This window comes from Sphingobium algorifonticola (assembly GCF_004005485.1).
Lineage (GTDB): Bacteria > Pseudomonadota > Alphaproteobacteria > Sphingomonadales > Sphingomonadaceae > Sphingobium > Sphingobium algorifonticola.
The window spans coordinates 171,867-198,592 of record NZ_RZUL01000005.1 but is presented as its reverse complement, the minus strand read 5'-3'; the positions used below and the strand labels follow the sequence as shown (position 1 = coordinate 198,592).

Genomic DNA, 26,726 nt, shown 5'->3' with positions numbered 1-26,726 from the left:
CGCCCGCCAGGCTCACCGTGCCGCCCGTGGCACCCTGCACCGACGTGATCGTCAAGGGCTGACCATCCACGTCGGTATCGTTCGCCAGCAAGGTGGCCGCAGGGATCGCCAGCGCCGTCTGATAGGCTGTGCTGAGCCCGCTGTCGTCCACCGCAACCGGCGCGTCGTTGACGGCCGCGATGGTGAGGCTCACCGTCGCCGTATCGCTGCCGCCCGCGCCGTCGCTCAGCGTGTAGGTGAAGCTGTCCGTGCCGTTGTAGTTAGCGTTCGGCGTGTACACGAAGCTGCCGTTCGCGTTCAGCACCACCGTGCCGTTGGTCGGCGCACTGAGCAGGCTGGTCGTCAGCGCAACCCCGTCGATGTCGGTATCATTGCCCAGCACCGATCCGCTGATCGCGCTGTCCTCATTGCCCGACGCGCTGTCGTTGTTGGCATTGGGCGCATCGTTCACGGCCGTCACATTCAGCGTCACCGTCACCGGACCGACCGAAGCTGTCCCGTCGCTCAGCTGATAGGTGAAGCTGTCGCTGCCGTTGAAGTTGGCATTGGGCGTGTAGACGAAGCTGCCGTTCGCATTGAACGTCAGGCTGCCGTTCGCCGTGCCCGACACCAGCGTCGCGCTCAGCGGATTGCCGTTCGCATCGCTGTCGTTCGCCAGTACACCGCTGCCCGCCGCAACGTTCAGGATCGCGTCCTCGGCCACGCTGTAGCTGTCCGCAACGCCCACCGGCGGCGTGTTCGCAGCTGTGCCCACCGTCAGGTTGACTTGCCCGATATCGACCCCGCCCGCACCATCGCTGATCGTGTAGGTAAAGCTCGCCGGACCCGAATAGCCCGCCGTCGGCGTGAACGTCACCACGCCACCCGCCAGGCTCACCGTCCCGCCGCTCACCGGCAGGACCGACGATATCGTCAGCGGATTGCCGTCCACATCGGTGTCGTTCGCCAGCAAGGTGGCCGCAGGGATCGCCAGCGCCGTCTGATAGGCCGTGCTGAGCCCGCTGTCGTCCACCGCAACCGGCGCATCGTTGACGGCCGCGATGGTGAGGCTCACCGTCGCCGTATCGCTGCCGCCCGCGCCGTCGCTCAGCGTGTAGGTGAAGCTGTCCGTGCCGTTGTAGTTAGCGTTCGGCGTATACACGAAGCTGCCGTTCGCGTTCAGCACCACCGTGCCGTTGGTCGGCGCGTTGAGCAGGCTGGTCGTCAGCGCAACCCCGTCGATGTCGGTATCATTGCCCAGCACCGATCCGCTGATCGCGCTGTCCTCATTGCCCGACGCGCTGTCGTTGTTGGCATTGGGCGCATCGTTCACGGCCGTCACATTCAGCGTCACCGTCACCGGACCGACCGAAGCTGTCCCGTCGCTCAGCTGATAGGTGAAGCTGTCGCTGCCGTTGAAGTTGGCATTGGGCGTGTAGACGAAGCTGCCGTTCGCATTGAGCGCCAGGCTGCCGTTCGCCGTGCCCGACACCAAGGTCGCGCTCAGCGGATTGCCGTTCGCATCGCTGTCGTTCGCCAGCACACCGCTGCCCGCCGCCACGTTCAGGATCGCATCCTCGGCAACGCTGTAGCTGTCCGCAACACCAACCGGCGGCGTGTTCGCAGGCGTGCCCACCGTCAGCGCAACGCTGGCGGTGTCCGTTCCCCCGGCGCCGTCGCTGATCGTGTAGGTGAAGCCTGCTGCACCCGAATAGCCCGCTGTCGGCGTGAACGTCACCACGCCGCCCGCCAGGCTCACCGTGCCGCCCGTGGCACCCTGCACCGACGTGATCGTCAAGGGCTGACCATCCACGTCGGTATCGTTCGCCAGCAAGGTGGCCGCAGGGATCGCCAGCGCCGTCTGATAGGCCGTGCTGAGCCCGCTGTCGTTGTTGGCGTTCGGCGCATCGTTCACCGCGTTCACGGTGATGGTGACCGTCGTGCTGGCGCTGTTTGCCGTCCCGTCATTCGCACGATAGGTGAAGCTGTCCGTGCCGTTGAAATTGGTGTTGGGCGTGTAGGTGAAGCTGCCGTTCGCATTGAGCGACAGGCTTCCGTTGGCCACACCTGACACCAGAGCGGCGGTCAGCGGATTGCCGTCCACATCGGTATCGTTGACGAGCACCCCGTTAGCCGCCGTCACGGTGAGGACGGCGTCTTCGCTGACCACATAGGCATCGACGATGCCAACCGGCGCGTCGTTCGCCCCGGCGACGTTGATCTGCACCGTGCGCGGTGCCGAGTCCGCGCCCGATGGGTCGCGCGCGACATATTGGAAGCTGTCAGTCCCCGTGAAGTTGGCATTGGGCGTGTAGACGAACCCGCCATTGGCATTGAGCGCAACCGAGCCATTGGCGGCGTTCGTCGTAAGGATCGCACTCAGCGTGTCCCCATCGACATCGGTATCGCCCACCAGCACGCCCTGGGCCGCCGCGACGGTGAGGACCGTATCCTCGCTCGCCGCATAGGGACCGTCCGCATCGGCAACGGGCGCATCGTTAACGCCCGCAAGTATGATCGTGACAGTCGTCGGCGCGCTATAGGCTTCGCCGTCGTAGGCCCGATAGCTGAAACTGGTCGTGCCGTTGAAGTTCGCGGCCGGAACGAAGGTGAAGGAACCGTTCGGGTTGAGCGTCAACGTGCCGTTCGACGGGCCGGAAACGAGCGCCGCCGTCAGCGTATCGCCGACATCGGCATCGGTGTCATTGGCCAGCACCCCTGCGGCGACACCGACCGTAAGCGTCGTGTCTTCCGTGCCGTTATAGCTGTTCGCCACGCCGACGGGCGGGGTGTTGTCGCTGGCGACCGCGATCGACACGGTTGCGATGCCGGACTCAGCAACACCGTCACTGGCACGATAAGTGAAGCTGTCGGCGCCGATATAGCCTACGTTCGGGGTATAGGTGAAGCTGCCGTTCGGGTTGAGCGAGAGCGTACCATTCACAGGTGCGGCGACCAGCAACGCCGTCAGCGGATCGCCATCGGGATCGATATCGTTGGCAAGGATGTCGGTCGCGCCGTCGGGAACCGTGAGCGTCGTTCCGGCCACGACATTATAGCTGTTGGCGTTCGCAATCGGGGCGTCATTCTGCGGATCGACGTCGATCGTGACCGTGGCAAGATTGCCGGGGCTGACACCATCGGTAGCGCGATAGGTGAAGCTGTCCGTGCCGGTGAAGTTCGCATTCGGCGTGTAGGTGAAGCTGCCGTTGGCATTGAGCGTCAGCACACCGTTCGACGGGCCGGACTGGAGCACGGCCGTGAGCGGATTGCTTTGCGGATCGCTGTCGTTCGCGAGGACGCCGGTGGCGGCGTTGATCGTGAGCGTGCTGTCTTCCGTTACCGCATAAGCGTCGTTGAGCGATTCCGGCAGGCCATCGGCACCACTTTGCGACCAGGTGCGATTGCCCTGGAACAGCACTTGGCTCCGCACGATGTTGGCCGGGCTGACGTTAAGCAGAATGACGCCGGTGGTGAAGGAGAAGGCGCTGGCGAGGCCGTCACGATCCGCCTCGACTATGATGTCGTCGGCGACACCGTCGGCATCGCCGTCGGCCACGCGGAAGCGGACATAGCCGCCCGTGAACGGATTGGTGGCGGGATCCCAGCCTGTGAACCAGCCCGTGCTCCAGCCGGTCAGGTCAAGGACATCCCCGCCTGCGCCTGCGGCGAAATCGGTGATGATCGATGCGGTATGCCCGCCCGCCGTGCCATAATACCACGCATAGGGGCTGACATCGAAATCATCCCGGTCCGCGCCGCCGGTGTAGCGATCGACGCCGGTATCGAAGCTGATGTTGACGAAGCGGTCCGCTCCATCGCCGCCGAACAACTGGTTCGTGCCCTGATAATCGTCGAAATAATCGTCGCCTGCACCGCCATAGGATGTGTCGTTGCCCTGACCGCCATAGAGATTGTCATCGCCTTCGCCGCCCGTGAGGCTGTCGTCGCCGGCATCGCCGCGCAGATCGTCACTGCCTTCACCGCCATCGATGACATCGTTGCCGAGATCGCCGTAAACGAGATCGCTGCCCGATCCGCCGAACACCTGATCATTGCCACGGTTGGCGTCGATCGTTTCGTTGCCAGCACCGCCATTGATGATGTCGTCGGCAAGCGACCCTTCAAGATTGGGGAACCAGCCGTTGTTGTCCGGCCGATCGCTGCCATTGATGGTGCGGGTCGCACCGCTCGGCTCCCAGAATGCGCCCTCACCAAAGTTGTTCGTGTAGAAATTGGCGGCGGTGAAGGCCGACGGTGTGGTGTTCAGCATCGTCACGAGCGTCAGCCGCTGCGCACCGTTGCTTGCGCCCGTGATATCGAACCACAGGCGGGTGTCGTCCACTGCGCCGTCGCCATCGCCATCGACGGCAGTGAGCCCCAGGAAGCCCGCGCTGAACGGATTTGTCGTCCCGTCCCAGCCGTCGAACATGCTGGTCAGGTCCTCCATGTCGAGGACATCGCCACCAGCACCGGTCTGGAAGTCCGTGATGCGGACATCGGCCACCACGCCGCTGTAGCGGATATACTGACCGTAAATGCCATAAAGGTCCGATCCCGCCCCACCGGTCAGGACGCGGCTAGTGGACTCCGCATATACCGCATATTGGAACCAGTCGTCGCCATCGCCGCCATACATGGTATCGTTGCCACGATAGTCGTAGAATTGGTCGTTGCCGGTGCCGCCGTAGAGCGTGTCGGCACCAGCGTCCCCTTCAAGGTAATCGTCACCGGCACCACCGGTCAGCGTATCATTGTCACTGCCGCCATAGATGGTGTCGTTGTCGGCGCCGCCATCCAGAGTATCTTGCCCATTTCCGCCGTAAATCAGATCGTTGCCCAACCCACCGAAGATCTGGTCGAACCCGGCCTCACCTGTCAGCGAGTCATCGCCCGCCCGTCCTTCGACGATGTCGTCGCCCCACTGGCCGTTGATGATATCGCCGGTGCCGAGCAGGCCCGCCGCATCGGGATCGCCAAAGATGGTGTCGCCATCATTTGACCCGTCGAAATCGTCGCGGAATGCCGTGCCGGTGATGGCGAGGCCAGCGGCCAGCGGATCGGGTCCGACGCTGTTCGGCGTGCCCGACGCGCGGAAATTGTCGATGCGCAGCGTGCTCGCCTGCAAGTTGGACAAGATGATAAGATCGACAAAGCCGTCACCGCCGCCGGTATAGTCCACCCGCAGCACCGTGTCCGCGCCGCGCTGTTCCAGTTGCAGATGCCCGCTGGTGAAAGGGTTCTGCCGCTGCGGATCGAAATTGTCGAAATAGTTGGTGTAGCCCTGAAGATAGAGGACGTCACCGCCCGGCCCCGCCTGGAAATCCGTGATGATATCGACGGCAGTAGTCGCGGCCTCATAGCGCCGATAATATAGCTCCACATCAAAGGTATCGCGCCCGGCACCGCCGGTTACCGTATCGATGCCGTTGCGATAGGCGAGGTCCTGGAACGTATCGTTGCCATCGCCCCCGAACAGGGCGTTGTTGCCCTGGCTATCGTTAAAGCGATCGTCGCCAGCGCCACCATAGGCCGTGTCGCCATCGGCACCGCCGTCAAGCGTATCGTCGCCTTCATCGCCATAAAGTGTATCGATGCCGGTGCCGCCATAGAAGTTGTCGTTGTCGGCACCGCCATAGATGGTGTCTGCACCACCGGCTCCCGAGAGCTGGTCATTGCCATCGCGGCCAAAGATCGTGTCGTTGCCGCCCTGACCATTGATGTTGTCAGCGCCGCCGACATCGTTGACGCCACCAGGGTCGCCGTAGAGCATGTCGGCATCGTTCGATCCGTCAAAATTGTCGTTGAACGGCGTCCCGCTGATCGTGATGCCGGTTCCGGTCGGGCTGGGGCCGACGTTATTGGGCGTGCCGGATGCGCCGAAATTATCGATCGTCAGGGTCGTGGCCGTCAGATTTTGCAGTACGATCAGGTCGACATAGCCGTCCCCGCCGCCGGTATAATCCACGCGCAGCACCGTATCGGCGCCGCGCTGTTCGAGCTGCAGATGACCCGTCGCGAACGGATTTTGGCTGTTGGAATCGAAATTGTCGAAATAATTGGTGTAGCCCTGCAGGAACAGCATGTCGCCGCCCGGCCCCGCCTGGAAATCCGTAATGATATCGACGGCTGTGGTCGCGGCTTCATAGCGACGATAATATAGCTCCACATCAAAGACATCGCGCCCGGCGCCGCCGGTTACCGTGTCGATACCGTTGCGATAGGCGAGATCCTGGAACGTATCGTCGCCATCGCCGCCGTTCAGAATGTTGGCGCCATCGCTGTCCCCGAAGCGGTCATCGCCCGCGCCGCCGAACGCCGTATCGGCACCCGCACCGCCGTCGAGATAGTCGTTGCCGTCTTCGCCGTTCAGAATGTCGCTTTCCGTACCGCCGTAAAGCTGATCGTCACCAACGCCACCGTTCAGCGTGTCAGTACCTGCGCCCCCGGAGAGAGAGTCGTTGCCCTGCTGGCCGCTCAGCACATTGACGCCGCCGTTACCGCTGATGCTGTTGTTATCACGCGTTCCGGTGACGTCGTAATTTGAGCTGCTGTTGGCGAGCACCTGAATGGTGCCGGTCTTGTTGATCGTGTTGGTGCCGTCGGTCAGCGAATAAGTGAAAGTGTAGGTGCCCGGCGCCACGCCGGTCGCGACGAACTGGAACCGGTTGTTGTCGGCGTTGAGCGTCAACGTGCCGGCCGACGGTCCGGTCAGGATCGCCGCTGTCAGCGTGTTGCCGTCCGGATCATAGGCATCGCGCTTCAGCCCGAAATCGGTGTCGCTGGTCGCCGTCGTATTGGTGGTGAGCACCAGGAAGGCATTTTCGGCCACCGGCGCGCTGTTCACTGCCGGGCTGGGATCGAAGAAGGTCGTATTGCTGCGCGTGAAATTGGCCGCTTCCAGGCTACCGATCGCCACATTTTCCAGCTTCAGCAATGTGACGAACTCGGCCTCGGTTGCGCCGCCGTTCCGATCGACCTGGAACAGGACATCATCGACCGCGCCATCGCTGTCGCTATCGGCTGCGATCAGCCGGAAATGGCCGGTCGAGAACGGATTCTGGCTCGTCGTATAGCCGGTGAGGGACGACAAGACCGTGTTGAGATAGACATAGTCGCCATCCCGCCCACCGGTGAAATCGGTAATGATGTCGGCCGCCCGTGCAGGGTTGGTCAGGCGGTCGGCGGCCAGGTCGATCCGGTCGCGCCCGGCGCCGGTAGTGATCCGGTCCTCCCCGACATTGTAGCTGACAGAATCGATATAGTCATCGCCTGCGCCCAGATTGATGGTGTCGGTGCCCGCATCGGTGGCCGTGGCATATTGCAGATAGACGGCGTCATTGCCTGCCCCGGCATCGATACTGTCGGTGCCGTTGTACGAATAAATGGTGTCGTTGCCGGTGCCGCCGAACACACTGTCATTGCCGGCCTGGTCATAGATCGTGTCGTTGCCGCTGCCGCCGAAGATCGTGTCGTTGCCCTCGCCGCCCTGCAGAGTGTCGCTGCCGGCATTGCCCGTCAGCGTATCATTGCCGTCGTTACCGACCAGGCTGTCATTGCCTTCGCCGCCGGTGATCGTATCGTTGAAATAGGAACCCGTGAACGACACCGGGCCGAAACCGCCCGTCGGGGTGACGAAACCCGAGGTAGCGTTCGGCGCGAAATAATCGGCACTGCGGATGAAGTTATAGCCATCGAACGCCGTCGGCAGAATGTTCGAAAACTTCATGATCGTCACGAAGTCCGCCGCATTGCCGCCTCCGTTGCGGTCAACCTGCAACAGCGTGTCGTCCGCCGCGCCGTCACCATCGGCATCGGCGGCCAGCAGACGCAAATGTCCCGTTGTGAAGGGATTGTCGCCTGCGGTATAGCCCTGGAAATAGTTGGTGACGCTGTTCAGATTGACCACGTCGCCCGAACGGCCGCCCGCGAAATCGATGATGGTGTCCGCGACCACCGCCGCATCGTCGTAAATGCGCGCATAGGCGTAGACGACATCGTTTCCGGCACCAAGGCTGATGCGGTCGTCAGTCCGGTCATAGCTGACATAGTTGACTTCGTCGTCGCCAGCACCGGCCGTGATCGAATTGATACCGGTCGCCGTTGTGGGGCCGTACGCCAGCAATATGTTGTCATTGCCCGCGCCGCCATCGATGACATTGGTGCCGCCACCTACATAAAATATGTCGTTACCGTCACCGCCATAAAGCTGGTCGTTGCCCTCGCTGCCGCCAAAATAATCGTAGAGGGTATCGTTGCCGCCGCCGCCGTAGAGAAGGTCGTCGCCCTCATCGCCATTCAGGCTGTCGTTACCTTCGCCGCCCGTCAGCGAGTCATTGCCCCGGCCACCGTTGAACGTGTCGTTGACCTCGCTGCCGACCAGCGTGTCATTGTCCCGCGTTCCGGTGAGATTGTTGGTGCCGAAACCTGCCGTCACATTGGTGCGGCCGCCCCCGGTGGGCGAAAACAGCTCGTCGCCAGTGAAAGCGAAGACTGCGCCGAATTGCGCGGGGGTCGTATTCAGAAAACCGACGACATCGGCCCAGCTGTTCGCGCCACCGTCCAGATCGACTTGCAGCATGACGTCATCGGCAGTGCCGTCGCCATCAAGGTCGCGCGCCTGCAACCGCATGTAGCCGGCGAGGAACGGGTTGCTGTCCCCAAGGCCGGTCAGATAGTTCAGACCAGTAATCTGAAGGCGGTCGCCGCCGGTCTGCGGACGGAAATCGGTGATGATCGGCGCGGGGCCGCCCTGTACGGCGGTGTAGAGAATCGATGCTTCGAACCGGTCGGTACCCGCGCCGCCGGTGAAGCGATCGCCTGCATCCGCCTGGCCGCTTTGATGCATGTCGAACGTGTCGGACCCGTCGCCGCCGAAATACTGGTCCGCGCCCGCGTCGTTATACAGGACGTCGTTGCCGTCGCCGCCGAAAACCTGGTCGTTGCCGGTGCCGGCATAGATGTTGTCGTTGCCGCCACCACCATAAATCGTATCGTTGCCCGAACCGCCAAACTCGTACAGACCATCGTTGCCGTCACCACCATAATAGGTGTCGTCGCCTGCGCCGCCGTACAGGGTATCGTTGCCGCCCTCGCCATACAGCGTGTCGGCACCATCGTTGCCGTTGAACGTCTCGCTCTCGATCGAACCGCGGATCGTGTCGGGATCATCGGAGCCGTTGACGATCTGCGCCACGCTATCGCGTTCCTGCGGCGCCTGATAGCTCAGGCCGACACCCGTCGGGCTCCAGCCCGCATAGGTCCCGCCCGTAGTGATGTTGTTGACGGTCAGGTTCGCCACATTGACATTCAGCAGCCGCAGGACGGTCGTGTAGCCTGCACCGCCGACGCTACCGTCACGGTCGATCTGCAGGGCCAGATCGTCGCTCGCGCCATCGCCATCCAGATCGCTCGTCAGGAACCGAAGGAAACCAGAAAGGAACGGGTTGCTGTTGCCATCCCAGCCGACGAACTGGTTGATCGTCGAGCCGAGTTGCAGGATATCGCCGCCATTGCCCGCCTGGAAATCGGTGATGGTGTCGGCGACCCAGGTCGCATAGCCCGGCGTCGCGTGATAGCCCCAGACATTATATCGGTCGACGCCCGCGCCACCGGTCAACGTGCTGGCACCCGCGGCATAGCTCACATATTCGAAATAATCCTCGCCATCGCCCCCATCGAGCGTGTTGGCGCCTTCGCTGTCGCTGAAACTATCCTCGCCTGCGCCGCCGAACACGGTGTCGTTCCCTGCGCCGCCGTCCAGACTGTCGTTGCCGCCACCGCCGTAGAGAAGGTCGTTACCCCCATCGCCCTGCAACTGGTCACGGCTTTCTCCCCCGAACAGTGTGTCCTGCCCGTTGCCCCCGTAAGCATATTGAATGCCGTCGCGATCTCCGATGCCAAGATCGATCCGGTCTGCCCCTTCGCCACCGTAGATCGTGTCCCGGCCTTCCTGGCCAAAGATCACGTCATCCAATGTCGTGCCAGTGATGTTGTCGTTGTTCGGGGTACCGTTGATGGTGGCCATCTGCCAGCTCCTGGACGCGCGTTGCACAAGGACTGCCAGGCCGGACGGCCTGGCTGGTCATCGGATACTTCGCGACCCAGATGCGGGATGTTCCGGCAGAGTTCACCCCCTGTCCGGTACCATTTGTGGTATCAGTTAACCGGCTGTTAATCAACGCCAGTCAGGCGACACGATGTGGAAATCAGCCTGTACTAAAATGGGGCAGCGGCGATTCGGGAAAATGTGTCACGCTTTCGGCCAATGTCACGAGGCGCTGTGATAATATTCCTTATATTTATTATAATAGAAGGACTTGTCGCCATAGCCGAAAGTCGCCTGCTTCTGGAGATCGACCTGGACAAGCGCAACGCCCGCGATCGGTGCGTCACTCTCCGCCAGCAACTCTAGCGCCTGCTCGACTGCGCGGCGCGGAGTCGCGCGCCAGCGGCAGAGCAGCATCACCGAGTCGGCATGCTTTGCCAGCACCCGACTGTCGGCGATCGGCAAAAGCGGCGCGGTGTCGATCAGGATCAGGTCGAACCGCGCGCGCAGGGCCGCAATCATGCGTTCCACACCGGCTGTCCGTTCGAATATATCGACAGCGGAGGTCGGGAGGCTGGAGGCCGGAAGCAGCGTAAGGCCCGGCAGGATCGTCTGGACAAGCGCATCATCCAGGCGCGCGGCACCATCGATCACTTCGCCCACGCCGACCTTGGGTTCGCCGATCAGCGCCTGCGTTGTAGTGCGGCGACGCTGGTCGCAGTCCACCAGGACGACCTTGCGGCCGATATGCGCGGCCATCGCCGCCAGACAGATGGCCGCCGTTGTCTTGCCTTCCCGCGGCAGGGCGGAACTGATCATGACAACCGTATTCGGCTTCCCGTCGACGGGCCGGTTGAGTGATGCGAGCAGGCTCTTGTGCATTTCCGCAAATGTGTCGGTCGGTGCGGCCAGCATCGCCGCGGCGGTCTCGGCCGGTTCGGGTTTGCTGCTGCCGCCAACCGAAAGGTTCGCCGAACGCGCCGACGGCAGGGACGGCAGCGAGTCGACGTCGAGGCTTTCCTCCACCTGCTGCGAAGTCGAAAAATGCGATTCGAACAGAAGGATCATCGTCGCGACCGAAATGCCGCCGAATATGCCCAGCACCACCCCGACAATGACGTTGAGCTTGAGGTCGGGTTTGGACGGCTTGCCCGGAACGAGCGCCGCAGCGACCAGACTTGAATCTGCCTGTTCCGTCCCCAGTTGCGTCGATGTCTGCTGATAGCGTTCCAGATAGGCTTCATAAGTTGATCGCAGTGCAGCGGCATTGCGTTCGAGCTTCCCCAGGTCGCTCGATGCGCGGCTGTTGCGTGTCAGCCCGGCATCGTTGACGCCCGCGCTGCTCTCCAGCGACCGCCGCAGGTTGCTGGCGGCCGCAGCCTTGGCGGCAAGATCGGCGACCAGCGTCTGGCGGTCGGCGGCAACGGCCGACCGCGCACGCCCGGATTCGCTTGCAACCGCCTGATTGATTTGCGCCAGCCGCTCGGCAGCGGCGATATATTGCGGATGATTGGGCCCATAGCGCGATGCCGCCGCGCTCATTTCCTGCTGCGCCGTCGCTTGCTGCGCCCGCAACGTCCCAAGGGACATCTGCGAATTGGCGCTGTCCAGGCTGACATTCGCGCCCCGGGCCGCACCCAGTTCCGCCAGCGCAGCCCGCTCCCGCGCCCGCGCGTCGGCAAGCTGCTGCGACAGTTGGGCGGCCGTCTGTTCGGCAAGCGTCGCACCGTTGACGCTCATCAGGCCATTGGAAATGCGATAACGCTGCACCGCATCCTCGGCCTTGCGCAATTCCTCGGCCATGCTCTCGACACGGCTGGCGAGAAGCTTGTTGGCTTCGGTCGTCGCGTCGCGTTTGCGGCTGCGCTGAAGGTTTGTGTACGCTGTTGCGGCGGCGTTGGCGAGTTCCGCTGCACGCTGCGGCGACCGCGATTCCACGCCGATATCGATCAGATAAGTCGGCCCGGCGCGGCGGACGGACATCGCACTCTGAAACTTCACCGCCGTCTTTTCAGGCGTCGTGTCTCCGAACTCCGGATCGGACACCAGTTTCTGGTCGCGCACGACCTGTTCGGCGACGGCGAGCGATTGCAAAAACTCGACTTCGGTATCCACAACAGTGGGGTCGCGCTGCGGCAGCGCGGACATCACGTCCTGTGACGCCGTGAGCGTCAGCGTCCGCGGCTCCACGATCACTCTGGCGACCGCTTCATATTTGCGCGGGGCAATCAGGCTGTAGCCGGCTGCCAACGCGCCGAGCAGCAATCCGCCTATCAACGCGAACGGCAGCATCCGGCGGCAAATGGCAAAAATCTGTTCAAAGGTCATCGGATCACCTGTTTGTCCCGGCATTTTGCCATCGTCTATTATCGGTTGATTACAACCTGAATTGCAGGCCGGCGCTGAGCCGCGCGCGTTCGAAATCTTCCAGGATGATCTGGCCCGGCCGACTGACGAGCAGATCACCCCGCAGGCGCAGGCTCACATTCGGGTTGAACCGGTATTCCGCCGTCGCCCCGCCCGATATCCGTCGATCATTCTGCGGCAGCGCCGCCGTGTCGATGTTCAGATATTCGGCCCTGAACCCCAGCCGGAGGTTGCGTAGCACTTCATATTCCGCATTGCCGCGTATGCGCGTGCGCGTGCTGCCGCCCAGCAGCAGCGCGCCGGTTTCCGAAATGCTGCGCTCTCCGTCAATCCGCACCAGCACCGTGCGCAGCGGCGTCCAGTCGAACGATGCTCTCACATAAAGCCCCGAAGGATCGGCGAAAGGTGCCAGATAATTCTGACGCTGATAACCGAGGGCAAAGTCCAGCCGGGTCAGCGCCGATGGCTGGAACCGCGCACCGCCATAGACCACATAGCCATCCGAATCGCGCGAAGGCAGGAGGCTGCCGGGCGGCGGCGTGAAGTCGAAATCGCGCTTGTTATACTCAAAGCCGCCGTACAGCAGCGTCGAGGGCGCAAGCGTGTAGCCGACTTCCAGGGCGGGATTGTACTGCGTCACATCGCGGTCGGTCTGGATAAAAACCTGCGTCGGATCGGATCGGCGCAGCGTGTTGCGATAGGCGCGCCGGTCCAGCCCGAACCAGCCATTGACCACAAGCCGCCCCGCAAGGATACTGGCCGAAGCACGGCCGCTCACCCGATCATATTCCACCGGCGTAAGATTGTCGTTGGTTGCGAGTTGCGCCGCCCGATCCTCGACGAAAGTCCCACCCTCTATCCGCAGACTTGTGACGAGGCTGTTGCCGAACGGCTTGCGTAGCAGCATGCCGGCGGCAATCGATTCCACATTTTCGGTCTTGAACCGGTCATGCCGATCGACTTGCGCCGACACATAGCTATCCAGCGTGTAGCTCTGACTTAGTGAACGGATGCGCAAGCGCGGCGCGGCAATCAGGCTCACGTCATTACGTGCGTCGTCCCGCGCAAAGACATTGCTGTCGAACAGACCATCCAGCGCCAGATCCGGTGAAATCAGGAATGCACCGGCCCTTATGCCCTCCGGCTGAAAGCGTTCGGGCACAGGCAGGGTGAACCGGTCATCACCGCGCGCCAGCAGGTCGCGATCCTGCTCCTGAAACAAAGTGTCGGGCACCGTCTGGGCGAACAGCGGCAACGGCAGTGCGACGCCCGCCGATAAGACAGCGGCAGCCATGCGCAGGCGCGAGCGGAAAACGGAGCGTTTCATGCCGAACCGCTAATCAGAAAAAGCGTTCGAGGATACGGACAGTGTCACCCGGCGCGAGCGGCATCGCCTGCGTGGCGTCGACCACCACTTCCTGCTCCATGCCGGTGCGGCGGATGGCAATCGTGCCGATCTTCGCGCGATAGGTATACCCCCCGGCAAGCGCCGCAGCCTTGGCGAGTGTCAGGTCGGGCACATAGGGAAAAGACCCGGGCTGGTTGACTTCGCCCAGCACGTAGATCGGCCGGACCGAGGCAAGCTGCACGGATACTTTGGGCGTGGTGTAAAATCCGTTCGCCAAGGCCGTCTCGACGGACTTTGCAAAGGCCGGAACATCCTTCCCGGCGGCAGGCAGCGCGCCCACGAGCGGCAGGGACACCGTGCCGTCAGACGCGACCTGATACTCGCCGCTCAGCGCATCATCGCCATAAAGCGACAGTTTCAGCTTGTCGCCCGGCCCCAGCAAGGTGCTGGATGGCGGATAGCGGCTTTCAAAGGCCTGCGCCGACATGACCGGCCCCTGCGGCGTCGCGCATGCCGTCAAGCTGAGGGCACCCATGAGGCTTACCCACACAGGCCAACGTAATTTCAGCATCTTCCTGTTCCCCCAACGATCCGGTCAACCTTCGATACCCGTCATTCGGGCCTGTCTGCGCTGCTATACACGACCACAAATGCTGTCCTAGCGAAGATCGTTCAGCCGCGCCAGATGTGCCGTTGAAAAGAACAGAAACAATCTCTTCTTAAATGCGACTCGCCGCATTTCGTGCAGCAAAAAGTCCTGCAAACAAAACAGCGGCACAGGGCCGACAGCATAGTTCAGAGACATTGTGCTGCAATGCGGCGCGGAAATTGTTCGCAGTCGAAGCGGATCTCCTCGATCCCGCGCGTCCGGTCGCGACGATAGCTGAATGACATAAGCGCGCGGGCGGTCGGCGGCACGGGAAATCCGCGTGGCACGGCCGCACCGTCGAGCCAGCCCATGACATGACAGAAGGCAAGATCACGGCATAGCCGCACGGCCACGCCGATATAGGTTTCGGGATCCCGCTTGCCGGTAAGTGCGAGGCCGAATGCAGCATCATCGGGGTGGACGATACGCAACACGTTGTCGCGCAAGGCTGCGGCAGGCAGGCCCGCTGGCAGAGGCGGCAGCGGGGGCGGTACGACCAAGGCGACGGCAGGTGCCTCGGTCACCGGCATGTCCGTGGTTGCTACCGGCTCTTCGCCGTCACGGACAGGTGTCCCATCGATCCCCAGTTGCGCCTCACCCCCTGCATATGCTTGCCGGAAAGCGGCCCGCGTACCCCAGTGTCCCCGCCACCGGAAGAAAAGATGCGTATCGACGCCGGACACCTTGTCCAGCGATGCACTCCAATAGGGATGGACCCAATCCGTATGATAATGCGTGGAAAGGCCGACACGTCCGAACACAGTGCCATCAAGCGCCTCCTGCGCACGGCTTTTCGCGGCGGTCCACCAAGCTGCGGGCATGGGTCGGACCAGCGAGCCGTCGCAGGTGAATGTAAACTGGCATCCGGTTTGCCGCTCCCTGCCCTGATAGACGACACCGCATATCGTCGATGGGAAGGCCGGATGGCGAACGCGGTTCAGCACCACCTGCGCCACCGCGCGCTGGCCATCCGCACTCAGGCCCGCCTCATAGAGCATGGCCGCCGCTAGGCACTGGACGGCACGCGCACGGTCATCCGCCGAACCGCGAAACCGAAAGGGCATGGCCGGCACGAGCGGAAGCTTCGAAAACGGCACGCTCGCATTGATCCGCCGCGCCTCATCGCGCGGCACCAGCGAAGCCTGCGGATCAGGCCCGGCAGCTGTTCCATCAGGCAATGCGGGCAGATCGTCCAGCCGCTCGATGCGGCTTGCGTGGCTGCCGCATCGCGAAGTCGGCGCGCAGTTGTCGCCCGCCACGAAAGCGGGCGACAAGCGCATGACCATCAACAGCGCAAGACCGGCCGCAAGCACGATCACCGCAATGGCGATCGCCCGCCGCTTGCCGCCCGTTAGGCGTGCGATGCCCGCATCCTCGTCCCGGCTCGATGGCTCGTCCGACATCATCCACTCCAAAGGGTGTCACACCCCTGCGAATCGATACGCCCCTAGCAGCCTCATCATGAAAGATCAGATAAACGTTGCGCGCCTTGCCGGGCTCCCATTTGAAAGACCCATGCCATCAAATGCCTGTTCCTAGATTGAAAGTCCTGAAATCGGCAATATCCAAGGCGATATCGAGTGCCGTCCCAGTCACCGTCTGGAAATCCACGTCCAGCGTCCAGCTTCCGCCTGTTGCGGTCGCCAGCCCGACGAAGTTGCGGAATATGCCGTCGATCTGAGAAACGGGCGCGAATGGCCCCTGTCCGCCCGCATAGGCTTCCGTGAGAAAGCGCGTCGCCCCGCCCAGCGCGGAAATGCCGATCGCGCGCAGACCAATCGGCGGGCCGTCTCCGGCCGCATTCCTGACGCGCAGCCGCCCAATGACAAGCACCCGGTCGCCGGTGACATAGGCATTGGTGATGGTGTGCCGCATGCGGATGCGCGAATTGGCACTGGCGGTGCCGCTTGCAACGAGCCGCTGCCCCCGCTTGTCGCCGATCAGATTGTCCGCCACGCTGGCCGCGAGCGCCGCGCCGGTGGAGTTGGTGAGCGTCCATCCGGTCGCCACCTGCCCATAGCCGTTGGCCGTGCCGCCGGTGCCTGCGAACAGGCCCGCCGTGCCAAGCAGATCGCCGGAGGCAAGCGCCGGGTCGGCATAGGCCGTGCCCGCTGCCCAATCGGCGGCGATCTCGCTCCAGATGTTCGCTGCCTGTAGCTTCGCGCCCAGCGGGTTCTGGTGGACGGCATCATAGCTGTGCGGGCCGGTGTTGATCGCGTCGAGTGCAAGGGTAATGCCGTTCCAGCAATTGGTAAGGAACTTGACGCGCGGGTCTGGATGCGCGGCGAAATAGGCGTCGAACGTCGTCTTTTTGGCGGCGTTGCCTGCATTACCGATCACGCTCTTGGTCGGCGCGCCGGGCGTGATATAGATGCGCTTGGCCGTTGTGCAGGCCGCGATCATTTCTTCGAAATTGGCGATGGATTGCGCGGCGGTCAGGCCGCCTGCAAAGTCATTCTCGATCCCGCCCAGGATCAGCGCGCCATTGGCGCAAGCAGCGGCGATGTTCGCCTTGCGCGTGATATAGCCGTTACTGTTCTGCCCGCTCACGCCCATATTGCCGCCCTCCGGCGGCAAGGATACGTTCGTGCTACCCTTGTTGACGGTGGCGGGATAGTTGAACCGGCCTTCGGCAAGCAGGGTGAGCCAGGGCATGTAGGCGTTGGGTGTGTCGCCATTGCCATAGGTCATGCTGTCGCCCGCAAAGACGAGGCGGTCGCCAACGGCCATGAGGGGACTGCCCGCAGGCGGCCCCGCGATGCCGCGGCGATGGCGCGCGATCCCTATCGCGCCAAACCCGAAGCCAGGCATCAGGCCAGCGCCACAATATCGGTCGCGGTCGTGCCGGTGGCCCGCACATGGCTTGCGCGGACATCGATGATCTGCCCGTTGGCCACGTTGCGGAAGGTCACGTCGGTGCTGCCCGCCATGCCGCGCAGGACGATCGTGCCCCCGGTGCCGACGTACAGTGCCTTCGGAACGGCGGGCAAGGCTGTGCTGTCATGCGGTGTTACCATATAGGGTGCCGATGCAGGCGCGAGCGGGGTATCGGCAAAAGCAGCGAACATATCGGCCATGAGACATCCTTTCGAACAGGAAAAAAGGATGTTCCCTATATGTCTCGCGCTGATGTGTAGGACAGGCTTTTGTTCAGGTCCCGCCAGACCGGCGATAACGGTCCATCAGAAGCACCGAAAGTCCGTCGCGCACCGGATATTGCAACGCCAGCAAGATCAGCGCCAGCATCGGCGGGCTTCCCAGCGCCACGGTCAGCAGTATCAGCGATATGGCCGTTGCGCGCATATGGGCGCGGAAGGAATGCGATGCGACCGAATCCTTGTTGAGCGCAAAGGCCTGCGAGTAGACGGCGTGCAATATACCAAGGCCATAGCTGCAAAACAGGATGACCGTCGCCCAGCGCCCGTCTGCGAACTTCGCCATCTGCGGCACATAGGCGATCGCAGCCAAGAAAATGATGCTGGTTCCCACGCCCAATATCGTGAAGATCAGGCTCACCCGCCGCAGCAGCGGCCACCCCGGCATCGCATCCACAAAACGCCGGTAATAGACATACATGGCAGGCTTCAGAATATTGTACAGAAAGCGGCCGGTCGAATAGGCGAGCGTATAGACCCCCAGAAACTCCAGGCCAAAGACCCAGCCGACAAGCAGCTTGTCGACATGTTCCAGTGATGCCGGGAAGATATTGGCAAAGCTGTACAGCCTTGCCTGATGCGCCGGACCGCCGGCAATCAATGCGCCAAACCGCCGCCACACCTCGCCGAACAGTACCCAGCGACGGCTGAACAGGCGAAAGAAGCTGATATTGCAAAGCCCCATGAATGCCAGCTGCGCCAGCACCGCCGCACCGATGCCAAACCCGGTCCTCACCATCAGGATGAAAACCAGCAGCGCGCCGCCATATTTGACGCTTTCGACAACGAACAGCATGCGGAAACGTCGGCGCGCCTGCAATTCGGCTATATAGAAATCGAACGGATAGATGACGGCACCGACAAGACCGATGGCAAGGATCATGGGATCGAGCAGCGGCTGCTCAATCAGTAGCCCGACGGCCCATATGCCTGCCAGCACGACAACGGTGCCGACACTGAACAGCAGGCGATTGGCGAACAGTCCGGTCGCAGCGGCCGTATCGTCGTTAACGACCGAGCGGATGAAAACCTTGTTCGATTCCATCATCGATGCCAGCGCAAACAGGCTGTAATAGGAAAAATAGGTGCGATATTCGCCGGTCGCGGCCAGCCCCGCACCAAAGCTCAGGAAGAGGACGATGAAATAGTTGACGCCGCCCTGCAATGTCGACGCGGCGATGGCGAACGGCCCTTTGGCCAGCCAGTCGAGGATCGCGGCCCGGCGACCGGAACGCTTGCGCGGTGCCTCTGCGGTCATGCCAGTTCCGCGTAGATCGCCGCTTCCGCGTCTGCATAGACGCCCAGCCCGAAGGCCTGCTCGATCCGCGCACGCGCCGCCCCGCCGATCCCGCCGCTCCGCTCGGACCGGGCGCGTCCGATGGCGCGCGCTATGGCGTCCGCATCGAACCCGTCGGTCAGATAGCCGGTCACGCCGTCCTCGATCAGATCGGTGATGCCGGGTATCGGCGTACCGATGCAGACAAGGCCGGTTGCCATAGCCTCGATCAATACCTTGGGCAGGCCTTCGTGGAGACTGGGCAGGATGAACAGGCAATGGCGCGCCATCAGCGCCGCCAGATCGGCATTGTCTATCGACCGGATGAACGTCACCGGGACAGGCAGCGTATCGGCCAGCGCGCGCAGTTCGCCTTCCTGTTCGCCCTTGCCTACCAGCGTCAGCGCCACACCGGCGTTGGCGCAGCCGCGCAGCAATTCGGGCAGGTTCTTCTGCGGCCGCATCCGCCCGACGGCGATGGCCGGGCCGTCGAAGTCATAGTCCGTCTTGGCCGCGAAAATGCCGGTATCGACATAAGTGGGCAACAGCCGCACGCGCCCCTGTCCCATGCCCTTGCGCGCGAAATGATCGGCGGCCTCGCGTGAGGTGACAATCACCCGCGTGGCGCACGCAATGCCGAACCGCTCCACCAATGCCGCAAGCGACGCCTTCAGCCGTTGACCGTTCAGGGTAAAGCGGCGGGACAGGACATAGCCCATGCGGAGCACCAGTGGGCGCCCCGTGAGCAACCGAGCCAGGATTGCCGCCCATGCGCCGCTGATCTGGTTCGTCTTGAGCACGCGCGATCGGGCGATCGCCGCGCGATGCCGCATGACGCCAAGGATGCTCCAAGCCGCCCCGCCCCGCCCGCTTGTCGGCGCGATCAGGTCGATACGGCCGAACAGCGGATCGCCGGCGGCCCGCTGCGCCACCAAAGCCCGGTCGGCCGCATCATAGGTGAAAATCTGGATGCGATCGAACGTGTCCCGCCGCAGCAATTCCAGATACAGCAGTATTTCACGCGAGAGCAGGCCTTCGCTGTCCCACCATGTCAGCGATTTGCCAGCCGACAGAAACAGGGTGAGCACATGCATCGGACGATCGCTCAATGCGCCGCAGCCACAAGGCCGATTGCGCGATAGACGGCGGACGTCCGGTCGGCGACATCGTCCCACGTCATGAACTTCGCCGGATCGGCGATCAGGGATTCGCGGTCGGCCATCACCCGTGCCATCGCACTGGCAATCGCCACAGGGTCCTCCGGATCGAAATAATGCGCATCACCGATGCCAAAGTCCCGGTTTTCGGGAATGTCGCTCAGCAGGATCGGCGCTTTCCAGCTGATCGCCTCCAGCACCGCGTTGGAGCTGCCTTCGTGGATGGAGCTGTTGATGTAACAATGCGCACCGCTGTACAGCGCGCCGAGCGACGAGCGCGGCAGGCGGCCGAGCAGCAACGTGCGGGGCGTAAGATGCGGCCGCACCTGCACCATATAGCTCTCATCATCGACACCGCCGGCGATCACCAGCAAGGCTTCGGGATGGTCCTTTGCGAACAGGTTGAACCCCTCGACAAGCCGATGGACGTTCTTCTGTTCGGTCACACGGCCGACCGCCAGAAAATAAGGTCCGGGGGGCAGTTCGGGCGGGGGTGAACCGTCGAAATCGTCACTCGCGTCGGTGGCATTGGCGATCACATGGACATTGCCCTTGATGCCGCGCGCCGCCAGCCGGTCGGCAAGCGCCGGTGTCACCGCAATGACCGCATCGGCAAAGCGCAACTGGAACTCGCTGAACAGAAAGCCCATGCGGCCCAGAAAGCCCCATTTGGGCAGCAGATAATCGGCCGAACCGTAGCGGACGACAGTGCGCGCGCCTATCAGCTTGTAGGCCCAGAGCATGATCGCCGATCCAAGCCCCTGCATGTGGACGACATGCGGTCGACGCCGCAGCGCCATGAAGATCGCGGCGACATAATAAAACAGCTTGTCGGTCCGCAACAGCCGCGAAGCAGGTGCACCGACGAGTTTCACGCCGCGATAGTCGGAAGATTTCAGATTGTCGGCGATACCCGCCAGCGTCACGTCCCAGCCGCGCCTGACCATCAAGGGGAAAAGCCGCTCCGCGTTCTTTTCGGCCCCGCCCTCGACATCCGGGATGCCGCGCGCACCGACCACGAAAACCCTGTTACGCATAACCACAGCACCCTGTCTCTCGGCAGTCAGCGTGTCCAACCGGCGGACAGGACCAACGATCGCACCCCCGATCGCCGGGTCGCCGCCGACGAACCGCCGCCGCTATGCATTGCGCCGCAGCAAAAGTCTACGCTGTTGGAGACGCCAAAATCGTACAGCTATGGAATATATCGCGCAAAATTACGATATCGAGCCTTGAAAATACTGAATTACAAGAAACGATTATCGCGGACCCACTGCTATTATTGATTTGTTAATTCCAAATAATTTTTCGTAATGAATTGTGGCGTCGGGAAAAAATTCCTTCATTTCCCTGACTGATAGTAGCGCCCAATCTGGATTTTCATCTTTTCTAGGCCAGAATCTATTGAATAATTTAATTACTTTCCATTGATTATGCGTACGCAGATATCCGAGCAGAGGAATCCAGCTATGGACTTCCACAAAAAAACGTTTGTCAGGTGTTTGAACAAAATACCGTTTGCTAATTCTTTGTATTTCTAGCGCAAAGTTTTTTTGATAGTCATAAGCCTTAGTTCGAAAAATATCGCCATCTGACTTGAAATCGGCAATAGCTTGAGATTTTGGCCCTGTTACGTGTTCAATAACTGAGGAGCAAAATACAATATCAAAATGATTATCCTCAAATGGCAACTTTTCTTGAGTTCCATCAAGTAATATAGTATTAAATCCATAATTGTTTTTTGCGTAATCTAAATTACTTTGTATAAAACAAGATATGGTAACATTTTTTCTAAATGGAAAAACGCTAGCAAAATGTCTACCTTTGCCTCCTCCCAAGTCAAGTATGGTACTGTCTTCTGATGGATTTAGTAGTTTTAAAAATAACTTGGAGCGCTTATAACGTGATTTTTTTGCTACAATGTTTTTAATATTTGATATCAACCCAACCTCCTACTTAATAAGTATAGAAATTGTGAATTTACGATCTTACATTTACAGCAAATTATTTTTGGCTTATAGGTATCTGGATAATTTGAAGCTATTTATCTTATGTTACGGTTTTGTGGCATATAATTAGTCTTTTTGTTGCAACGCACAATTTTCCTGCGGCATATGGTTCAATTTACGCTATAGACGGCTTCATTCCACGGGGGCTGTTCTTGATGACGGACAACCGCTGTGCCACAGGCCATCACAGGATACCTAGTCGTGCGAGGCAAAATTAAAGCGATGGATCGAGCTATTCTTGGCACACGAATGTCAGATGTAAAATCTGACAGGCGTCTTTCTATATTGTTGAAAACTGCGCTTTTACTTTTTGCCGTTTCAATCACACTATCAGTAAATGCTGTCAAACTATCCGCTGGCCCGCTGCCACTGAGGTCTGTCTTTCTTCTTGGTTCAGGAGCAATTCTTTTTCTCGCTATGCCAAAGAAGATTTTTGTAACCTTCGCACACTGCTGGCGGATATTATTAGTATTGTTATTCGCTGCACTATTGGGAGTGTTTACGAGCATCCTTTCACACGCGGACATAGTACAAGTAACAATACAAGTTTTTGAAATCCATGTACAAGCGGCGATCGGTATAATTATCGTATACACGCTGGTACTTCATTTTGGTCCCCGTGTAATAATTGCGACATTTTTGGCGGCATTGGCGTTCAGTGCGATCTTCGCTGTGGGTCAAGCACTTGGTGTTAATGCTGCGTGGGAGGCTCGTGCAATAATTGGCCGACTATCGAACGATACCGCTGCCACGCAAGATATCTATATTAGTCGCGCCCGCGCCATGGGCCTCGCCTATTCGCCGGTCTTGTTCGCGACTCACACCTGTCTTGCGATCGCGGCTCTGTTCGCGTGGCGCGCCTTGTCCACTGACCCCCATAAAAATCGCTCGATCGATTGGGCGCTGCTGGTCGGTTGTCTGATATTCGGATTGCTGGCGGCGGTGACGGGAAACCGTTCGCCGTTGCTGGGCATGGCCATTTTCTTCGCCATCTATTTTGCGTTGCGAGCACCGGGACTCCTGCTGATCGTGCTTCCCGCGCTTTTGCTGGCTTCCGTTGCCGCGCAGCCCATCCTCGAATCGATGGATGACGCTGGGGTCCGCGTGGCCTCCACGGATGATGGCTCGGCCGTTGGTCGCACAACGCTGCGCAATTATGGCTGGATGCTCGTTCAGGCGCGCCCCATGGGATATGGCCTGACCTTTGACAGCATGCGCTACGCTGAACAGTTCTTCTCGCAACTGCGTTATGAGGATGGCCCGCAACGAGTGCGGCAGTGGCCCGTCCACAATTATTTTCTATTGCTGCTGGGCAAATATGGCTTCTTCATCCTTGCCTTGATCCCGATCATTCTGCCTACGAGCCGTGCCACACTGTTCCTCTGGCTGGGTTTCGTGCCCTATATCGTCCACATCTATTTTCACAACGAAGGCCCGCTCCAGTCGGACTTCCTCATCTTCTTCATTCTGGCCGCTGTCATAAACATTGCGCGTACCAATACGGCGCGGATGCAGGCGCAATCGGGCGCGGATGAAGCGCAGGGTCGACGCTGGCGCCGCGCGTTCGCACCTGCCGCCCGCCGCGGAAATGCAAGCGGCCATATATCGGGACAGGCCGCATGAATGTCGCGGTGCTTTTGCCGACCATGGCGCATGCCGGTTGGGACCGTCATCTGCCTGCGCTGCTTGGCCAGACGCGAATGCCCGACCGGATCGTCGTTGTCGTCGATCGGACGACATCCGGCGAGGAACAGGCGGCGCTCAAGGCGCAATGGCCGCAAATCAGCTTCGTCTTCAACGACCGTAATCTCGGCATCACGGCTTCGCTGAACCGGGGGATCGTCGCAGCCGAAGAAGCTGATATCATCGTGCGTGCAGATGACGATGACGAATCGTTGCCGGAACGGATCGAACGCCAGCTCGCTTGCTTTGAACGCACGGGTGCGGATTTCGTCGCGACCTGGGGCGAAGGCGTCGCGCAGGAGGCAACACGCCCCTATGCCATCCGCTGCCCGGTGGACCATGACTCGATCTGTGCGGGACTGGCCCGTCGCAACGTCCTTCTGCATCCCTCGCTGGCCTTTCGTCGGCAGCGGATACTGGCGCTCGGCGGCTACGACGAGACCTTCGTGAATGCGCAGGACTATGCGCTCTATCTGGCCGGGCTGCGGGCGGGATATCGCTTCGCCGCCGTGCCCGAAACGCTGGTGCGCCGCCATTATCATGCCGGCAACATCTCGGTCAGTCGGCGAATCAATCAGCTGATGTACAGTTGCGCGGCCCGCATCGTGCATCATGCCGCCACGGGCGACCGCGCCGCATTTCTGAAAACCGTCATGCAATATACCCTGCTCGCCATCATTCCGCCGCGCCTCAGGGCATTTCGTCGCAAGCTGTTTGGCTTGCTCGGGAAAGGCGCGTAACTGTGCAGTTGCAACATATTCGAGTGCAACCTTCGGGGGGAGAGGGACACAACCAGCCTTAGGCCGCGTCTTTGCTTCACCGCAGTGCAGCGCCATGGCTGCACGCGTGGAGACGCAGCGATGACGCTGGACGAGCAAATCACCCGCACCGGAGGTCGTCCTTCGGGGTTCGATTATCTCAGGATCGGTCTGTCCTGTGCCATCGTCTGCTGGCATTCGGTCGTCACCACTTATGGCCCCGACTTTCAGGATGCCGTGCAGACCACAGGTTGGCGGGCGCTGATCGGTATGCTCGTGCCGATGTTTTTCTCGGTTTCCGGCTTTTTGGTCGCCGGGTCGCTCGAACGCTGTCCGTCGATGGTCAGTTTCATCGGCTTGCGCGTCATCCGCATCTATCCGGCGCTGACCGTGATGATGCTGTTTTCGGCGCTCGTCGTCGGGCCGATTCTGACCGCCGTACCGCTCCAGACATACTTCAGCGACGGGACATTCTGGCGGTATCTGGCAACGGCAACAGGGTTCATCGGCTATGAGTTGCCCGGTCTGTTCCTCGACAATCCCAATCCGCAGCGCGTGAACGGGCAGTTGTGGACAATTCCTATCGAACTGTTCTGCTATATTGTGCTGGCCGGGCTTGCTGTCTTCAGCATCGCGCGACGGCGCGGCATGTTCCTGTTGACCGTAGTGCTGAGGTGGATGCTGGCCATTGGGATATTCGTCCTGCGGCATGGCACTGGCGCGGATCGTCCACCGACCGGAATGCCTGCGATACTGCTGGTCATCTGCTTCCTCACTTCGGTCGCCTTCTATCTCTGGCGCGACCGGGTACGCTGGAATGCCCGGCTGGGGATCGGCGCGGGCGTTTGCAGCATCCTGCTGATGAGCTTTCCCATTTATGGCGATTTCGTGGCACCCGTCCCCATCGCCTATTTCACGATCTGGCTTGGCTTGTGTAACCCGCCCAAGATCGCTATCCTCAAGCGCGGCGATTACAGCTACGCCATCTTCCTTTACAGCTACGTCGTTCAACAAGCCTATATGGCCATCGGCCCGGCAGTGCAGCATTGGGCCATCAACATCGCCGTCGCATTGCCTACCACGGCAGTGCTCGCGGCCTTGTCGTGGCATTATGTGGAAAGTCCCGCGCTGCGGCTTCGCAAGCCGCTGAAATCACTCGAAGCGCGCTGGATCGTTCACCGCGAACGGTTTTTGCCGCTGGTGCCCGGTGTGCTGCGTCCGCCCAAGCGTGTCGATCCCGACACTATGTCCCGCCAGTCAGGGTCGGGCCTGTAACAGCACGCGAATGCCGCGATGGTCCGATCCGGGAATGGCGAAGCTGTCCGCCCAGACGGCTGAAAAGCCGGCGCCGGAATAAAGGTGATCGATCGACACGAACGGCAGCGGCCACGGCAAGTCCTTCATCGCGATCAGCGCAGGATAAGTCATCAGGCCATGCGTTGCTCGCACCAGCGGATGAAACAGATGATCCTGCTGTGCCATTGTCGGTGACCAGCCCGCCATGTTCATGTCGCCTGCCAGTATCAGCCGGGCACCGTCCGTCCGCGCCAGCGCCTCGGCCAGGGCCGTCCGCACGGCCGCCTGCTTCGCCACCGGCACCGGCTGAGGATAATGGACGGTCGCCACCACGACCGTCTGGCCTGTCCGGTCCTGCGTTCGCGCAACCAGCATCATCCGCCGGAACTGCCATGGCAAATGAAGCGAAAAACTGTCCGGCAGCAAGCTGAGGGGGCGGCGGCTCCAGATGATGAGGCTGCAATAGCGGAGGCACGGCGTTCGATACTTATAATGCCGCGCCATCATGTTCAGGAAGGGGCGCGTCGGGCCATTGGCCTCCTGCATCATGACGATATCCGCATTCTGGTCCAGCACCGCCTGCACCGCCGCGCGCGGTGTCCGGTTCGCGCGAAACATGTTTGCGCTGACAATGACTGTCGCATTGCGATGGTCGGCCCGGCGCCCGTCTCCCGGTATCTGCCCCGCGCCGAACGAATCGGCCAGTGGCGACCATGCCACAAGCAGCACGATCGCGGACAAAAGCGCGATCCGTATCAAAGGCTGTCGCTTGCCGCGCAACACCAACGCCAGCGCCAGGGCGATCGCCAGCGCCAATACTGCCGACGGTATCGCCAGTCCGCTCGCGATCACCGCGACGGCTGTTCTACTGTCGGTGCGCCCGTAAAGCGACAGCAGCGCGAGCGTGGCGAGCAATCCCGACAGGAATATAACCGCGAAACGCCGCATCACCTGTCAGCTTCGCCAGTGTCGATCGATGTCATGATGAGGTCCGCTCGTGA

At 61.2% G+C, this 26,726-nt stretch carries 15 protein-coding genes; 3 read left to right on the top strand and 12 right to left on the bottom strand.

Annotated features, from left to right (window positions below):
- The 11 genes from ENE74_RS14335 to ENE74_RS14285 form a co-directional block, all read right to left on the bottom strand.
- The coding region (locus ENE74_RS14335; protein WP_127691611.1) for an Ig-like domain-containing protein at nt 1-10,006 on the bottom strand (10,006 nt) is incomplete at its 3' end.
- A 243-nt stretch (nt 10,007-10,249) separates the two neighbouring features.
- Nucleotides 10,250-12,355: a GumC family protein gene (locus ENE74_RS14330; RefSeq protein WP_164847492.1), complete on the bottom strand. Its 2,106-nt coding sequence runs from the start codon at nt 12,353-12,355 to the stop codon at nt 10,250-10,252.
- Between the two features lie 49 nt (nt 12,356-12,404).
- Nucleotides 12,405-13,688: an outer membrane beta-barrel protein gene (locus ENE74_RS14325; protein WP_164847491.1), complete on the bottom strand. Its 1,284-nt coding sequence runs from the start codon at nt 13,686-13,688 to the stop codon at nt 12,405-12,407.
- A 46-nt stretch (nt 13,689-13,734) separates the two neighbouring features.
- On the bottom strand, nt 13,735-14,277 hold the full coding sequence (locus ENE74_RS14320) for a polysaccharide biosynthesis/export family protein (protein WP_164847490.1): 543 nt from the start codon (nt 14,275-14,277) through the stop codon (nt 13,735-13,737).
- A 260-nt stretch (nt 14,278-14,537) separates the two neighbouring features.
- Nucleotides 14,538-15,794 (bottom strand): cell wall hydrolase, encoded by a 1,257-nt coding sequence (locus ENE74_RS14315; protein ID WP_164847489.1) that lies wholly within the window; start codon nt 15,792-15,794, stop codon nt 14,538-14,540.
- A 118-nt stretch (nt 15,795-15,912) separates the two neighbouring features.
- Nucleotides 15,913-17,202 (bottom strand): SGNH/GDSL hydrolase family protein, encoded by a 1,290-nt coding sequence (locus tag ENE74_RS14310; RefSeq protein ID WP_127691606.1) that lies wholly within the window; start codon nt 17,200-17,202, stop codon nt 15,913-15,915.
- Nucleotides 17,202-17,468 (bottom strand): spike base protein, RCAP_Rcc01079 family, encoded by a 267-nt coding sequence (locus tag ENE74_RS14305; RefSeq protein WP_127691605.1) that lies wholly within the window; start codon nt 17,466-17,468, stop codon nt 17,202-17,204. The genes ENE74_RS14310 and ENE74_RS14305 overlap by 1 nt, the downstream gene beginning before the upstream one ends.
- A 73-nt stretch (nt 17,469-17,541) precedes the next feature.
- The gene (locus ENE74_RS14300) at nt 17,542-18,804 is read right to left on the bottom strand and encodes a lipopolysaccharide biosynthesis protein (RefSeq protein ID WP_127691604.1); all 1,263 of its coding nucleotides are present in this window, start codon (nt 18,802-18,804) and stop codon (nt 17,542-17,544) included.
- The gene (locus tag ENE74_RS14295) at nt 18,801-19,916 is read right to left on the bottom strand and encodes a glycosyltransferase family 4 protein (protein WP_127691603.1); all 1,116 of its coding nucleotides are present in this window, start codon (nt 19,914-19,916) and stop codon (nt 18,801-18,803) included. Before ENE74_RS14295 ends, ENE74_RS14300 begins: the two co-directional genes overlap by 4 nt.
- A gap of 11 nt (nt 19,917-19,927) precedes the next feature.
- On the bottom strand, nt 19,928-21,016 hold the full coding sequence (locus ENE74_RS14290) for a glycosyltransferase family 4 protein (RefSeq protein WP_127691602.1): 1,089 nt from the start codon (nt 21,014-21,016) through the stop codon (nt 19,928-19,930).
- Nucleotides 21,017-21,238: 222 nt separating this feature from the next.
- The gene (locus tag ENE74_RS14285; RefSeq protein WP_127691601.1) at nt 21,239-21,922 is read right to left on the bottom strand and encodes a class I SAM-dependent methyltransferase; all 684 of its coding nucleotides are present in this window, start codon (nt 21,920-21,922) and stop codon (nt 21,239-21,241) included.
- A 351-nt stretch (nt 21,923-22,273) separates the two neighbouring features.
- Between ENE74_RS14285 and ENE74_RS14280 the strand changes: the two genes are divergently transcribed.
- The 3 genes from ENE74_RS14280 to ENE74_RS14270 all read left to right on the top strand — a co-directional run bounded on the left by ENE74_RS14280 (nt 22,274) and on the right by ENE74_RS14270 (nt 25,704).
- On the top strand, nt 22,274-23,611 hold the full coding sequence (locus ENE74_RS14280; protein ID WP_164847488.1) for an O-antigen ligase family protein: 1,338 nt from the start codon (nt 22,274-22,276) through the stop codon (nt 23,609-23,611).
- Nucleotides 23,608-24,411, top strand: a complete 804-nt coding sequence (locus ENE74_RS14275; protein ID WP_127691599.1) for a glycosyltransferase — start codon at nt 23,608-23,610, stop codon at nt 24,409-24,411. The genes ENE74_RS14280 and ENE74_RS14275 overlap by 4 nt, the downstream gene beginning before the upstream one ends.
- A gap of 120 nt (nt 24,412-24,531) precedes the next feature.
- A complete protein-coding gene (locus ENE74_RS14270; RefSeq protein WP_127691598.1) occupies nt 24,532-25,704 on the top strand; it encodes an acyltransferase family protein in 1,173 nt (390 codons plus the stop codon).
- Here the strand turns inward: ENE74_RS14270 and ENE74_RS14265 are convergent.
- A complete protein-coding gene (locus tag ENE74_RS14265) occupies nt 25,687-26,673 on the bottom strand; it encodes an endonuclease/exonuclease/phosphatase family protein (protein ID WP_127691597.1) in 987 nt (328 codons plus the stop codon). The two genes, ENE74_RS14270 and ENE74_RS14265, sit on opposite strands and share 18 nt — an antisense overlap.
- Between the last annotated feature and the right edge of the window lie 53 nt (nt 26,674-26,726).

Coding starts and splice junctions, on each gene's coding strand:
- ENE74_RS14270 (WP_127691598.1), top strand. CDS start 24,532: ATGACGCTGGACGAGCAAATCACCCGCACCGGAGGTCGTCCTTCGGGG.
- ENE74_RS14315 (WP_164847489.1), bottom strand. CDS start 15,794: ATGTCGGACGAGCCATCGAGCCGGGACGAGGATGCGGGCATCGCACGC.
- ENE74_RS14300 (WP_127691604.1), bottom strand. CDS start 18,804: ATGACCGCAGAGGCACCGCGCAAGCGTTCCGGTCGCCGGGCCGCGATC.
- ENE74_RS14265 (WP_127691597.1), bottom strand. CDS start 26,673: ATGCGGCGTTTCGCGGTTATATTCCTGTCGGGATTGCTCGCCACGCTC.
- ENE74_RS14310 (WP_127691606.1), bottom strand. CDS start 17,202: ATGCCTGGCTTCGGGTTTGGCGCGATAGGGATCGCGCGCCATCGCCGC.
- ENE74_RS14330 (WP_164847492.1), bottom strand. CDS start 12,355: ATGACCTTTGAACAGATTTTTGCCATTTGCCGCCGGATGCTGCCGTTC.
- ENE74_RS14295 (WP_127691603.1), bottom strand. CDS start 19,916: ATGCATGTGCTCACCCTGTTTCTGTCGGCTGGCAAATCGCTGACATGG.
- ENE74_RS14290 (WP_127691602.1), bottom strand. CDS start 21,016: ATGCGTAACAGGGTTTTCGTGGTCGGTGCGCGCGGCATCCCGGATGTC.
- ENE74_RS14325 (WP_164847491.1), bottom strand. CDS start 13,688: ATGGCTGCCGCTGTCTTATCGGCGGGCGTCGCACTGCCGTTGCCGCTG.
- ENE74_RS14275 (WP_127691599.1), top strand. CDS start 23,608: ATGAATGTCGCGGTGCTTTTGCCGACCATGGCGCATGCCGGTTGGGAC.
- ENE74_RS14320 (WP_164847490.1), bottom strand. CDS start 14,277: ATGGGTGCCCTCAGCTTGACGGCATGCGCGACGCCGCAGGGGCCGGTC.
- ENE74_RS14305 (WP_127691605.1), bottom strand. CDS start 17,468: ATGGCCGATATGTTCGCTGCTTTTGCCGATACCCCGCTCGCGCCTGCA.